The following is a 13082-nucleotide window of genomic DNA, read 5'->3' as shown; positions in this document are numbered from 1 at the left end:
CAAAGTATTTAAGGAATATCGATCATGGCTGCTAAAGAAGTTAAATTCGGCGATTCCGCCCGCAAGAAAATGCTCGCCGGTGTCAACGTCCTGGCTGACGCAGTAAAAGCGACCCTGGGCCCTAAAGGCCGTAACGTGATCATCGAGAAGAGCTTCGGCGCTCCGACCATCACCAAGGACGGCGTTTCCGTAGCCAAAGAAATCGAGCTGAAAGATCGCTTCGAAAACATGGGCGCGCAGCTGGTCAAAGACGTTGCCTCCCGTGCCAACGATGACGCAGGCGACGGCACCACCACCGCTACCGTTCTGGCTCAATCGATCGTCAACGAAGGCCTGAAAGCCGTCGCTGCCGGCATGAACCCGATGGACCTGAAGCGTGGCATCGACAAAGCGACCATCGCTATCGTCAAAGAGCTCAAAGCCCTGTCCAAGCCTTGCGCTGACACCAAGGCCATCGCTCAGGTCGGCACCATCTCGGCCAACTCCGACAGCTCCATCGGCGACATCATTGCCGAAGCCATGGAAAAAGTCGGTAAAGAAGGCGTGATCACCGTTGAAGAAGGCTCGGGCCTGGAAAACGAACTGTCGGTTGTAGAAGGCATGCAGTTCGACCGTGGTTACCTGTCCCCGTACTTCGTCAACAAGCCAGAAACCATGACTGCCGAGCTCGACGGTCCGCTGATCCTGCTGGTCGACAAAAAGATCTCCAACATCCGCGAAATGTTGCCAGTACTGGAAGCCGTTGCAAAAGCCGGCCGTCCACTGCTGATCGTTGCTGAAGACGTTGAAGGCGAAGCCCTGGCGACTTTGGTTGTGAACAACATGCGTGGCATCGTTAAAGTCGCAGCCGTCAAGGCTCCAGGCTTCGGCGACCGTCGCAAGGCCATGCTGCAGGACATCGCTGTTCTGACTGGCGGTACCGTAATCTCCGAAGAGATCGGTCTGAGCCTGGAAAGCACTACCCTGGAACACCTGGGTAATGCCAAGCGCGTGATCCTGTCCAAAGAAAACACCACCGTGATCGACGGTGCCGGCGTTGAGGCTGATATCCAGGCTCGCGTCCTGCAGATCCGTCAGCAAGTGGCTGACACTTCGTCCGACTACGACCGTGAAAAACTGCAAGAGCGTCTGGCCAAGCTGTCCGGCGGCGTTGCAGTGATCAAGGTTGGCGCTGGTTCCGAAGTTGAAATGAAAGAGAAGAAAGCCCGCGTTGAAGACGCCCTGCACGCTACCCGTGCAGCCGTTGAAGAAGGCGTGGTACCTGGCGGCGGCGTGGCACTGGTTCGCGCTCTGCAGGCTATCTCCGAACTGAAAGGCGACAACGCCGATCAAGACGTTGGTATCCAGTTGCTGCGTCGCGCTGTTGAAGCGCCACTGCGCCAGATCGTTGCCAACTCCGGCGACGAGCCAAGCGTAGTAGTCGACAAGGTCAAGCAGGGTTCGGGTAACTACGGTTACAACGCTGCTACCGGCGAATACGGCGACATGATCGAAATGGGCATCCTTGACCCGGCTAAAGTGACTCGTTCGGCTCTTCAGGCAGCGGCTTCCATCGCCAGCCTGATGATCACCACCGAAGCGATGATCGCCGAGATCAAGGACGACGCTCCAGCTGGCGGCGGTATGCCAGACATGGGCGGCATGGGCGGTATGGGCGGCATGATGTAAGCCAGCCTCACCCCTTGCATAAAAACCCCGCCTGCGTGAAGCAGGCGGGGTTTTTTATTGGCTGTCATAAAGACAAAGTCAAAAGATCGTCCGATCGCGGCCCGAGCCTTCGGCAGCTCCTACAGGGTGATTGCATATTCCCGTAGGAGCTGCCGAAGGCTGCGATCTTTTGATCTTTTGATCTTTTGATCTTTTATCTTCTGTCAGGCGCCTGCAGGTGCCGCCTCGGCAACCGCTTCAACCCGGCAAGCCGGTCGATAAAGAATGTAGTAATACGCCCCCAAACAAATCAGCCAGCAGAAAATTGCCGTCCACACGTTATGGGAAAAGAAGTGTGCGCCTTGCATCATCCGGCTCACCGAAAACACCGTGCCCAGGGCAAAGGCGAATACGAACGCCTGCCGCGCCAGGCGCGGGCGACGATCACGCAGGGCGAAGAACAAGGCGAACAAGGTAAAACCGGTGGCCGCATGCCCACCCGGCCAGCACCGGCCAGGCTTGTCGGTGGCGGGCCGCGGGCTGAGCAATTCACTGTAGGTCTCATGCCCGCCGAATTGTTCCAGGCTCCAGGGGCACTGCACGGCCGTGACTGCTTTCATGGGCGTAACAAAGGAAGTGGCCAGCGCCAGTGACAGGACCAGGCAACCCAGCTCGCGCTTGAATGGCTTGAGCCTGTCGATGAAAAACGCCCCGGTGAAGCCCAGTATGGCGAACACCGAAAAGATTATGACGACCTGCTTGGCGCGGTCATGCAGGATGTCCTCCAGGAAGTAGCTGTGGCGCCCGATAAACTGCCCGGCAACCGGATCATAAAACAGCCTGGCCAAATCCATATCCAGTGAGGTCAGTTCGAGCAGTACCAGGATGATTGCGGCAATCGCGGGTACTCCCAAGCACACCCAGAAGTTGAGGGGGCGTGAGATGGGGCGGACAACAGTTGATGGCATGGTGAGTCCTGAACAGAGGAAAATGCCCCCAGCATCAGCCCGGGGACATTCGGTTAGCGTTCGCCGACTTGGAGGTCGCCATCCTTGGGCGCTTTCCAACCAAGCAGCTGTTGCTTGAAGCCATAGCTGGCGGTTTGGTAATAGGTAATGGCGCGAGTGATCAGCGGGTCACTGGCTTGTGCCTTCGATTCGCGGCTTTCGGTCAACGCATCGTCATGCCGGCGCAGCCCTTGGCGCGGGCTGAGGATCGCCAGGTCTTTACCGTCGAACAGTCCCAAGTATTGATAGTTGCCAACGACCACCCGTGGTGGCAACGGATTATCCTGTAAAAGATTGCGGCCAAAGAATGTCGATTGGTAGTCCATATTCAGCAAACCCAGCAGGGTGGGTGCCAGATCAATCTGGCTGGCCAGTTGCGCAGTTTCCCGCGCATCAATCAATTTGGGCGCATAGATGAACAAGGGAATCTGGTAGTTGCTGATCGGCAAGTCTTCCTTGCCGGCGCTGCCCGCCGTGTGATCGGCGACGAACACGAAGATCGTATTGTCGAACCAAGGCTTCTGGCGCGCTTGCTCAAGGAAATGTCCGATGGCGTAGTCGGTGTACTTCACTGCGCCGTCGCGTCCGTTGCCGGACTTGATGTCGATCCGGTTGTCAGGGTAAGTGTAAGGGCGATGGTTGGAGGTGGTCATCAGTTGCAGCAGGAATGGCTGCTGTTTGGCGTAATCGGCGTCGGCCAGCTTCAGAGTCTGGGTATAGAGGTCTTCGTCGGCCATTCCCCAAGCGTTCTTGAAGTGAATTTCTGCTTCATCGACACTGCTCTGATCGACCACGCGATAACCGTTGCCGCTGAAAAAAGCATTCATATTGTCGAAGTAACCGCGCCCGCCATAGACGAACACGCTGTCGTAACCGACGGCATTGAGCTGTTGGCCCAGGCTGGCGAAACCGCTTTCGCGACCTACGCGTTTAACGATTGAGCGCCCCGGCGTCGGTGGGATCGCCAGGGTAATGGCTTCCAGACCTCGGTCGGTGCGGGTCCCGGTGGCGTAGAAATTGTTGAAGTACAGGCTCTCTTTACGCAGTGCATCGAGGTTTGGCGTCAGATTGCGTTCATCGCCGTTGCTGCCCATATACTTGGCGCTGAAGCTTTCGAGGGTCACTAGCACGATGTTAGGGCTGCGCGCGGTACCCGGGTTATCGATGTTGCGACGAATGTCTTGCGGGTCCTGGCCAACGAAACGAACGTTTGGCTCGCTTAGCTCTACACGGATCTGCTGGGCAACTACTTTGGACGGCAGGCTTTCATAGAACTGTTGGTAATCCAGTTCGTTGTTCCGGAATGCGGCGAAGAACTGGTAGGGGCCATTGCTCGCCAGTTCGTTTTCGTAGGCGTTGCCGCCTTGGACGCGCGGTGCGTCCTGGCTGAGCAGTTGCAGGCTCAGGCCTGCGATGATCAACAGGCCCAAGGCACTGAGCAGGCGTCGGCGTAGCGGGGGTAGCGGGGCGTCCAGCGCAGCATTGAATGGCTTGCGCAGCACAAAACTCAGGACCACGGCGAGCACCGCAAGGATGCTCAGCAACTGGCCGATCGGGTAAGACTCCAGCAAGTTGTTCAATACCTCGTCGGAGTACACCAGGTAGTCGACCGCGATGAAGTTGAAGCGCACACCGAACTCGTCCCAGAACAACCACTCGGCGACGCAGGTGAACAGCATGGCGAACAGGCTGATCGTCAGCAGCCCCTGTAAAAACCATCGATGGCCACGGCGGCGCCACAACGCTGGCGGGCAGAGCAGGAGATAGAGGCCCATCGGCAAAGCCGCATAGGCCAGGAAGCCCAAGTCGTAAAGAAGACCGATCCCAAAAACCGACCGAAAGCCGTTACCGGCCTCATCCAGGTGAGTAAGCAGCAGAGCTGTTCGGGTCAGAAAGAAAATTACCAGCCATGCACCGGTGACGAGCAATAACAAGCGCATCGGCGCAGTTTTGAAAACATCCATTAGTAACATTCCTTTTTTCACAATCCGCGCGAATTTAGCCCTCCAACTGTAGTGGACTTGTGAGCTGATAGTGAAAAACTCGTCAACCCTGGCTTTTGATTGATTGAACTGAGGCCGGCGATACCCCTGGCTCTGAGCCACCTGAGGCCTTAAGCTGCGCGGGCCATGACGGCTGTTACTGTGTAGAGGAGTACCCATGCGAATTCTGGTGGTTGAAGACAACCGCGATATCCTCGCCAATCTGGCCGATTACCTGGGGCTCAAGGGTTACACCGTGGATTGCGCGCAGGACGGCTTGTCGGGCCTGCACCTGGCCGCCACCGAGCATTACGACTTGATCGTGCTCGATATCATGCTGCCCGGCATCGATGGCTACACGTTGTGCAAACGGCTACGCGAAGACGCGCGCCGCGACACCCCGGTGATCATGCTGACCGCGCGCGATCAGCTGGACGACCGACTGCAGGGGTTCAAGTCCGGCGCTGATGACTACCTGGTCAAACCCTTCGCGCTGTCCGAGCTGGCAGCACGCATCGAAGCCGTCATGCGCCGTGCCCAAGGTGGCGGTCGCCGAACCCTGCAGGTCGGTGATTTGCAATATGACCTCGATACCCTGGAGGTCACTCGCGAAGGGCGCCTGCTCAAACTCAACCCGGTGGGCCTGAAATTGCTCGCGGTGCTGATGCAAAAAAGTCCACACGTACTGCGTCGCGAAATTCTAGAAGAAGCGTTGTGGGGTGATGATTGCCCGGACAGCGACAGCCTGCGCAGTCATGTCCACCAGTTGCGCCAGGTGATCGACAAACCGTTTGCCAAACCCTTGTTGCAAACAGTGCACGGTGTCGGTTATCGCCTCGCCGAGGGTCGAGATGGAGTTTAGACAGAGCCTCGCTCAACGGATCATCATCGCCTTTGCGTTGATGAGCGCGCTGGTGGCGGGCGCCTTTGCCATGGGCATCGTCGCGACTGTGCACCTGGTTGAGGAAAAACTGATTTCCGCGGGACTGGGCGGTGACCTGCAGCGTCTGCTGTTGATGGACAGCGTGGCGGACTGGAGCCATCGACCGGAGCCGGACCAGCTGTTCTATTTCAGCGGCGGCCCGGGTGATTTCGATGTACCCAAGGACCTGCGCCACCTGGACCCTGGATTCCACGAAGTGTTTCGTGACCAGCTGTCGTATCACGCGATGGTCGAGGTCGTCGACGGCCGGCGCTACGTGCTGCTGCAGGACCAGAGCGATTTCGAAGAACGCGAGCGGGTGCTGTTTGCCGTGGTGCTGGTGGGCTTTGTCCTGAGCCTGGCGCTGGCGGTATTTCTCGGCTGGGTGCTGGCGCGCAAGGTCATGGCGCCGGTAGTGCGCCTGGCGCGGCAAGTGCGCCATCGCGACCAACTGCTGGGTATGGCGCCACCGCTTGCACCGGACTACGCCGCTGATGAAGTGGGCGAACTGGCCGTGGCCTTCGACGCCACGCTCGGGCGCCTGCGCCAGGCGTTGACCCGGGAGCGGTTGTTCACCAGTGACGTCAGTCACGAGCTGCGCACGCCATTGATGGTGCTGGCCAGTTCCTGCGAACTGTTGCTGGAGAATCCTGCTATCGACCAGCGTGGGCGCGCGCAGGTCGAGCGCATCGCCCGCGCCTGCGCAGAAATGCGCGAGCTGGTGCAAACATTCCTCGTATTGGCCCGCGCGCAACGCGAGGATGCCAGCATGGCACCTCAGCAAAGCCTCAGTGAAGTGGCCGACGGTTTGCTCAACCTCTGGCGCGAGCCGATCGAGAACAAAGGGCTGGAGTTGCAGTTTGTGCCGGGCGATCCGGCCGGCACCCGCTACAACGCCACCCTCCTGCATGCGGTGATGGGCAACCTGTTGCGCAATGCACTGCATTACACCGAGCAGGGGTTCATCCGCCTGACCCTGACGCCGACGGGGTTCCTGGTAGAAGACAGTGGGGTCGGTATTCCCGAAGAGAAACGCGAGGCGATGTTCGAGCCGTTCGTGCGGGGTGCCGAGAAACGCGGCGAAGGCCTGGGCCTGGGGCTTTCGCTGGTGCAAAGGATCTGCGAGAACCAGGGCTGGAGCGTCAGCCTGACCACGATGGAGCCCAACGGCTGCCGATTTAAAGTAGAGCTGCATCCGGTAGATGTGAGCTGACTGATCCCTTCCTGCAGCACTGGCCCATAGATATTATGCGCGCCATGTAGAACCCTGAAATACTTCAGGGTTTTACATAACAAATCTTTCACAAAGTCATGACCTGACGCTGACATGGCCCTACCTATGGTGGTCGTCATCAGCAATTAGGAAACTTGGCTATGGACAATCCGATCAAACTCGATTTTTCCAAAAAGTATGACGAACAACATGCTTTAAGATACCTTCAGAAACATAAGAACGGTTTGGGCCGCCGCCTGTCTCATTGGCGGGATATTCAGCTGGCGCGTAAAGCGCTGACGTTGGCGGGCGAGCCCGGACTGGTCCTTGATTTACCCTGTGGTGCCGGACGTTTCTGGCCTTTGCTGGCTGAGAAGAGCAATCGAGCCATTATCGGAGCCGACAACTCCGAATCGATGCTCAACGTCGCTATGCAGGCGCAACCTGCCGACGTGGTGAAAAGGGTACAACCCTTGCAGACATCTGCATTCGACATTGCCTTACCCGATAACGCCGTCGACAGTATTTTTTGCATGCGTCTGTTGCACCACATCGGTGAGGCCGAGCATCGATTGGCCATTTTGCGTGAATTCGAGCGAGTCACCCGTGACAGCGTGATCATTTCTCTGTGGGTGGACGGCAATTTCAAGGCCTGGAAACGCAAGCGCTCGGAGAGCACTCGCGGGCAGGAAGGTTACCAGAACCGTTTTGTGTTACCGGTTGTTACGGTCGAAAAAGAATTTGAGCAAGCCGGTTTCCGTATCCAGGAACGGATGGATTTTTTACCGCTCTATGCCATGTGGCGAGTTTACGTATTACGCAAGAGGTAACAGGATGGCAGTGCAATGTGCACCAGAAGTGGATGTCGATGCCGATGAGCGGTTCGACTATTTCTGGAATCAGCGCGGTGAATGGGTAGAAGAACCCAATGTGCGGCGCGGTGGCGAAAGTGGCGTGCAGCGGGTCAGGGGCAGCGATGGGCAACTGTTGTATGCCAAGCGTCAGACCGGGCACATCTACCGCAGCTGGCTGCACCCCTTTGGTCGGCCGACTGTATTGCGCGAGCTGGATGCGCTGACCGGTCTGCACAAGATCGGCGTGCGGGTACCGCAGGTGGTGTTCTGCGGCGCTCAACGCGACCCCGTTCACAAGTGGCGTGCATTGCTGGTCACCAAATCCCTGGATGGCTTTGAGGAAATCGAACACTGGTATGCCGGCGGTGGCCGTGAGCGCCATGGCGAGGCCGTTCACGACCGGGTCCTGAAGGATCTGGCGGACAACCTGGCGCGCATGCACAAAGGACGCTGGCAGCACAGCTGCATCTACATCAAGCATGTTTTCGTGCGTGTCAGCGGCGAAGGCGAGGCGGCCACGGTCGAGGTTGCATTGATCGACCTGGAGAAATGCCGGCAGCGCCTCACCGCTCGTCAGGCGGGCGCCCATGACATGAAGCAACTGCGTCGCCATTCGTCGTTCAGCTCGGCGGACTGGCAGAAACTCGTCTATTTTTATGAGACGGCGTTTGGCAGCGCTATCAAGGGTTTATAGCGATGAAACTCGAAATTGCACGAGGTTTGTTTCTCATAGGAGCCTTGGCAGTTGCTTCAATCGCGGTGGCGGCTTGGGAGCAGCCCCGCTCGCAGGTCCTCAGTTCAGTGGGCGGCGACGCTCACTGTCCAATGCCACGGGTTGCCAAGGCAAACGTGGCGTCCCAGCCTGACCATGACTTGTTACTGTTCATGTTTGGACTATCACAGGGAATGAGGCCGCAAAGTTGACTGGATTGAAGCCAAAATAAAAGGCCTCGCGTATGCGGGGCCTTTTGTTTTGGAAGCAAGTCCAACAGATCGCAGCCTCCGGCAGCTCCTGCATTAGGACCGCGTAAACCTGTCGGAGCTGCCGGAGGCTTTGGCAGCGATCGGACGATCTTTTGACGCTAGGGTTTGTCGGGTTTGGCCAGCAATGTGTACACGCATGGCAACACAAACAGCGTAAACAACGTCCCGATCGACATTCCTGTGGCAATCACCGTACCGATATCAAACCGGCTCACCGCCCCCGCGCCCGTGGCAATGATCAGCGGCACCATGCCGAACACCATCGCCGCAGTGGTCATCAGCACCGGTCGCAAGCGAATCGCCGCCGCTTCTTCCACCGCCTCGCGCGGCGACAGGCCCTTTTCCTTGCGCAGCTGGTTGGCGAATTCGACGATCAGGATCCCGTGCTTGCTGATCAGCCCGATGAGCGTCACCAACCCCACCTGGGTATAGATGTTCATGCTCGACCAGCCCAGGAACAGCGGGATCAACGCCCCGCAAATCGACAGCGGCACCGTCACCAGAATCACCAGCGGATCGCGGAAACTCTCGAACTGGGCAGCCAGCACCAGGAAGATAATCGCCAGGGCCAGGGCAAAGGTTACCCACAGCGCGCTGCCTTCCTGGATGAATTGTCTTGAGGCGCCGGCGTAATCCACGGAGAACCCTGCCGGCGCTTCTTCCCGGGCGATCTGGCGCACGGTGTCGAGGGCTTCACCCATGCTCACCAATGGCACCCCGGACAGGATCGCCGAGTTGAGTTGCTGGAACTGGTTGAGTTGCCGCGGACGCGCGCGGTCAGTAACGGTGATCAGGGTCGACAGGGCCAGGAGCTCACCCTTGGTGTTCCTGACGTAGTAGTTGTTGAGCCAGTCGGGGTTGTCGCGGAAGGGGCGCTCGACCTGGGCGATCACCTTGTAGCTGCGGCCTTCGATGGTGAAGCGGTTGATCTCCGCTTCGCCGAGCATGGTCGCCAGCGTGCCACCCAGGTCCTGCATCGACACGCCCATCTGCGCCGCTTTGGCCCGATCGATGTCCACCACCACTTCAGGCTTGTCGAATGCCAGGTCGACGTCGACGAAAGCGAATTTGCCAGACTCCATTGCTCGCTTTTTCACCCTGTCCATGACCTGCAGCAGTGACTCATAGTCGTTGGCAGAGTTGATCACGAACTGGAAGGGCAGGCCCTCGCCCGTACCCGGCAGGGAGGGCAGGTTGAAGCCGAACACCTGCAAGCCGGAAATATTCCCCAGCTTGGCCTGGAGCTCCGGCAGGATTTCCATCTGGGTGCGGCTGCGCTCATTCCATGGCTTGAGCAGGAAACCGCCAATCCCCGATTGCACGCCGTTGACGCCGTTGATCTGGAACGAGGAATAGTATTCCGGGAACTCCTTGAAGATTTGGATGAACTCGTCGGTGTAGGCGTTGAGGTAATTGAGGTTGGTCGGCTGCGGCGCGTTGGCCAGCATGAAGATAATGCCCTGGTCTTCGTCGGGGGCCAGCTCGGACTTGGTGAACTTGAGCAATACCGGAATCAGGCACAACACGATAACCGCGAACACCAGCACCACGGGCCGGGTGTTCAGGGTGCCGTGCAACATTTTCTGATAACGGCGCTTGATGGTTTCGAAAGCCCGGTCCAGGCGATGGGAAAATCCGCTGGGATTTTCATCGTGGCGCAGCAAAAAAGCGCACATCATCGGCGATAGGGTCAGCGCGACGACACCTGAGATAACTACCGCGCCGGCCAGTGTGAGGGCAAACTCCTTGAACAACGCCCCGGTCAGTCCGGTGAGGAAGCCGATGGGCGCATAGACCGCCGCCAGGGTGATGGTCATGGAAACCACCGGCATGGCGATTTCCCTGGCGCCCTCAAGGGCGGCATCCATGGGCGTCTTGCCTTCCTCGATATGACGGTGGATGTTCTCCACCACCACGATGGCATCGTCCACCACCAGGCCGATAGCCAGGACCATGGCCAGCAGGGTCAGCAGGTTGATCGAGTAACCCATCATCTGCATGAAGAACATCACGCCAATCATCGATAGCGGGATGGTCACCACCGGGATCACCACCGAGCGCAGCGCACCCAGGAACAGGAATACGACAACTATGACGATGAGTACGGCTTCGAACAGCGTCTTGACCACCTCATCGATCGAGGCCTGGATGAACAAGGTCGCATCATAGGCAATTTCACCCTTGAGGTTCGGCGGCAGCTGGGCCTCCAGGTCCGGCATGATCTTGCGGACTTCCTTGATCACGTCCAGCGGGTTGGCGCCCGGCGTGGCCTTGATGCCGATGTACACCGACGGGGTGCCCCCGAAGGAACTGATGGTGTCGTAGTTCTCCGCGCCCATCTCCACCCGGGCGACGTCGCCGAGCAGCACGCGGCTGTCGCCGTCGATCTTCAACGCAATCGCGGCGAAGGCTTCAGCAGACTTGAGCTCGGTGTTGGCGTTGATGCTGGTGACTACATACTCGCCTTTCACTTCACCGGCGGCGGAAAGAAAGTTGTATTGCCGAACCGCGTTGGTCACGTCGCTGGCGGTCAGGCCGAAGCCGGCCAGCTTCACCGGGTCCAGCCACAGGCGCATGGCGAACACCTGGTTGCCGAGAATCTCGGCTTCGGCCATGCCGGGCAGGGTGGCCAGCTTCGGCTGGATCACCCGCGACAGGTAGTCGGTGATCTGCGGGTTGTTCAGTTCCTTGCTGAAGAAGCTGATGTACATCAAGGCCGAAGCGTCGGCGGCTTCCTTGCTCAGCACCGGGTCTTCAGCGTCCTGGGGCAGCTGGTTCTTGACCTCGTTGGCCTTGGCCAGCAGTTCGGTGAACAGGCGGTCGCTGTTGGCGCCGATGCGCGCATAAATCGAGATGACCGAGAAGTTCTGGCGACTGACCGAGGTCATGTAGTCAATGCCTTCGGCGCTGGCCAGGCTTTGTTGCATTGGCTGGGTGATGTAGCCCTGGATAGTTTCGGCGTTCGCCCCGGGGTAGGCGGTGGTCACCGTGATCAGTGCGTTTTCCATCTGCGGGTACTGGCGCAGGGGCAGTTTGCTCCAGGCCTGGAAGCCCAGCAGCACAATCAACAGGCTGACCACGGTGGCGAGCACCGGGCGGCGGATGAACGGGTCGGTAAAAGCCATGGGGATTCCTTGATCAGTCCGCGCGCGGCGTGCTGTTCTGCTCGGCTAACGTCTTGTCGTCGCTGATTGCGATGGGTGCGCCGTTGTCCAGTTTGATCTGGCCGGCGGTGACCACTTTTTCACCCTTTTGCACACCTTTGTTAATTATCACCAGGCCGTCGCGGCGCTCGCCGGTTTCGATGAAACGCCGCTCGGCGATGAGGATCGGCTGATTCTTGTCGTCTTTCTCGACTGTGCCGTCTTCGGCTTTTTTCTGCGCCACCACGTACAGCGAGTTGCCGTAGAGGGTATAGGTGATAGCACTCTCCGGCACGACGATGCGCAGCTGCGGATCCGGCAGCAGGACCTGCAGGCTGGCGAACATGCCTGGCAGCAGCTTGCCCTCGGGGTTGGCCAGGGTGGCGCGCACTTGCACGTTACGGGTGGTGTTCTCGACTTTCGGGTTGATCGCGCTGATGGTGCCGGGGAACGTCTGGGCCGGGTAGGCGGAAACCACGATCTGCACCGCCTGGCCCACCGCGATTTTCGGTACCGATTGCTCAGGCAGGAAAAAGTCGACGTACAGGCTGGTAAGATCCTGCAAAGTGGCGATCACCGTGCCGCTGGCCACATAGTCGCCAACGTCCACCTGGCGGATGCCGATGGTGCCGCTGAAGGGCGCAAGAATGCGCTTCTTCGCCAGTGAAGCCTTGAGCTGATTGACCGTGGCCTTGTTCTTCTTGAACACGGCAGAGAGCCTGTCGAACTCGCCTTTGGAGATGGCCTGGCTGCCCACCAGCTGGCTGCCGCGGTTGTAGTCGACCTGGGCCAGCCCGAGGTCAGCCTGTGCGGTTTCCAGCAGTGCGCTTTCGACGGCGCTGTCGAGTTGCACAATCGGCTGGCCGGCCTTGACCTTCTGTCCAGACTCAAACTGCACCTCGGTGACGGTGCCGGCGATTTCCAGGCTCAGGTCTACGCCCTGCAGCGCCTTGAGGGTGCCAACGGTAGGCAGGCGGGCTTGCCAGGGCTGCTCGGTGGCGGTGGCCACGGCGACGCTGGTCGGCGGTTTAGGCGCAGAGAAGCCTTGGATCATCGTGTAGATGGAGAAGGCCTTGTAGGCAGCCAGGACCAACACGATCAACAGCACAACACCCAACATGATCAGCATGCGACGGCGCAGCATATTTCCACTTCCTTGGAGAAAATCAGAGCATACAGATCGGCACATTACTCCGAGTGGCGGGGGGATTCCAACTGATAGAACTTACAGGGGGTACGGCTTTCGACGGGCGTTGGCCTGAAAAGATCGCAGCCTTCGGCAGCTCCTGCAGGGTGTGCGCATTCCAGTGCAGGAGTTGCCGAAGGCTGC

10 protein-coding genes are annotated in these 13082 nt (G+C 58.8%); 6 read left to right on the top strand and 4 right to left on the bottom strand.

Annotated elements, in window-relative coordinates; all coding sequences use genetic code 11:
- Positions 1-24: 24 nt before the first annotated feature.
- Positions 25-1668 carry a chaperonin GroEL gene (gene groL, locus UB23_RS03755; RefSeq protein WP_045057988.1) on the top strand — a complete coding sequence of 548 codons (1644 nt, stop codon included), beginning with the start codon at positions 25-27 and terminating at the stop codon, positions 1666-1668.
- A gap of 203 nt (positions 1669-1871) precedes the next feature.
- Here the strand turns inward: groL and UB23_RS03750 are convergent, their stop codons facing one another.
- Entirely contained in the window at positions 1872-2615 is a 744-nt protein-coding gene (locus tag UB23_RS03750; protein ID WP_045057987.1) for a phosphatase PAP2 family protein, read from the bottom strand.
- Between the two features lie 53 nt (positions 2616-2668).
- On the bottom strand, positions 2669-4618 hold the full coding sequence (locus tag UB23_RS03745) for an LTA synthase family protein (RefSeq protein ID WP_045057986.1): 1950 nt from the start codon (positions 4616-4618) through the stop codon (positions 2669-2671).
- A gap of 196 nt (positions 4619-4814) precedes the next feature.
- Here UB23_RS03745 and colR point away from each other — a divergent pair, with 196 nt between their 5' ends.
- The 5 genes from colR (at position 4815) to UB23_RS03720 (ending at position 8549) form a co-directional block, all read left to right on the top strand.
- Positions 4815-5498, top strand: a complete 684-nt coding sequence (gene colR, locus UB23_RS03740) for a two-component system response regulator ColR (protein ID WP_045057985.1) — start codon at positions 4815-4817, stop codon at positions 5496-5498.
- Entirely contained in the window at positions 5488-6771 is a 1284-nt protein-coding gene (locus UB23_RS03735) for a sensor histidine kinase (RefSeq protein WP_045057984.1), read from the top strand. Before colR ends, UB23_RS03735 begins: the two co-directional genes overlap by 11 nt.
- Positions 6772-6932: 161 nt before the next feature.
- Positions 6933-7601 (top strand): class I SAM-dependent methyltransferase, encoded by a 669-nt coding sequence (locus UB23_RS03730; RefSeq protein WP_045057983.1) that lies wholly within the window; start codon positions 6933-6935, stop codon positions 7599-7601.
- Positions 7602-7605: 4 nt separating this feature from the next.
- Positions 7606-8319, top strand: a complete 714-nt coding sequence (locus UB23_RS03725) for a lipopolysaccharide kinase InaA family protein (protein ID WP_045057982.1) — start codon at positions 7606-7608, stop codon at positions 8317-8319.
- 2 nt (positions 8320-8321) lie between these two features.
- Positions 8322-8549, top strand: a complete 228-nt coding sequence (locus tag UB23_RS03720) for a hypothetical protein (protein ID WP_045057981.1) — start codon at positions 8322-8324, stop codon at positions 8547-8549.
- Between the two features lie 158 nt (positions 8550-8707).
- Here UB23_RS03720 and UB23_RS03715 read toward each other — a convergent pair whose 3' ends face one another.
- Both UB23_RS03715 and UB23_RS03710 read right to left on the bottom strand, forming a co-directional pair.
- Positions 8708-11734 carry a multidrug efflux RND transporter permease subunit gene (locus UB23_RS03715; RefSeq protein ID WP_045057980.1) on the bottom strand — a complete coding sequence of 1009 codons (3027 nt, stop codon included), beginning with the start codon at positions 11732-11734 and terminating at the stop codon, positions 8708-8710.
- A 13-nt stretch (positions 11735-11747) separates the two neighbouring features.
- Positions 11748-12896: an efflux RND transporter periplasmic adaptor subunit gene (locus tag UB23_RS03710; protein ID WP_045057979.1), complete on the bottom strand. Its 1149-nt coding sequence runs from the start codon at positions 12894-12896 to the stop codon at positions 11748-11750.
- Between the last annotated feature and the right edge of the window lie 186 nt (positions 12897-13082).

The organism is Pseudomonas sp. ES3-33 (assembly GCF_000952175.1).
Classification (GTDB): domain Bacteria; phylum Pseudomonadota; class Gammaproteobacteria; order Pseudomonadales; family Pseudomonadaceae; genus Aquipseudomonas; species Aquipseudomonas gregormendelii.
Note: the sequence above shows the minus strand (reverse complement) of the source record. Positions and strands in the feature narration are given on the sequence as shown.

What these genes read in the sequence shown, in the direction of transcription:
- groL (WP_045057988.1), top strand. Translation starts at nt 25, where the DNA reads ATGGCTGCTAAAGAAGTTAAATTCGGCGATTCCGCCCGCAAGAAAATG.
- UB23_RS03750 (WP_045057987.1), bottom strand. Translation starts at nt 2,615, where the DNA reads ATGCCATCAACTGTTGTCCGCCCCATCTCACGCCCCCTCAACTTCTGG.
- UB23_RS03745 (WP_045057986.1), bottom strand. Translation starts at nt 4,618, where the DNA reads ATGGATGTTTTCAAAACTGCGCCGATGCGCTTGTTATTGCTCGTCACC.
- colR (WP_045057985.1), top strand. Translation starts at nt 4,815, where the DNA reads ATGCGAATTCTGGTGGTTGAAGACAACCGCGATATCCTCGCCAATCTG.
- UB23_RS03735 (WP_045057984.1), top strand. Translation starts at nt 5,488, where the DNA reads ATGGAGTTTAGACAGAGCCTCGCTCAACGGATCATCATCGCCTTTGCG.
- UB23_RS03730 (WP_045057983.1), top strand. Translation starts at nt 6,933, where the DNA reads ATGGACAATCCGATCAAACTCGATTTTTCCAAAAAGTATGACGAACAA.
- UB23_RS03725 (WP_045057982.1), top strand. Translation starts at nt 7,606, where the DNA reads ATGGCAGTGCAATGTGCACCAGAAGTGGATGTCGATGCCGATGAGCGG.
- UB23_RS03720 (WP_045057981.1), top strand. Translation starts at nt 8,322, where the DNA reads ATGAAACTCGAAATTGCACGAGGTTTGTTTCTCATAGGAGCCTTGGCA.
- UB23_RS03715 (WP_045057980.1), bottom strand. Translation starts at nt 11,734, where the DNA reads ATGGCTTTTACCGACCCGTTCATCCGCCGCCCGGTGCTCGCCACCGTG.
- UB23_RS03710 (WP_045057979.1), bottom strand. Translation starts at nt 12,896, where the DNA reads ATGCTGCGCCGTCGCATGCTGATCATGTTGGGTGTTGTGCTGTTGATC.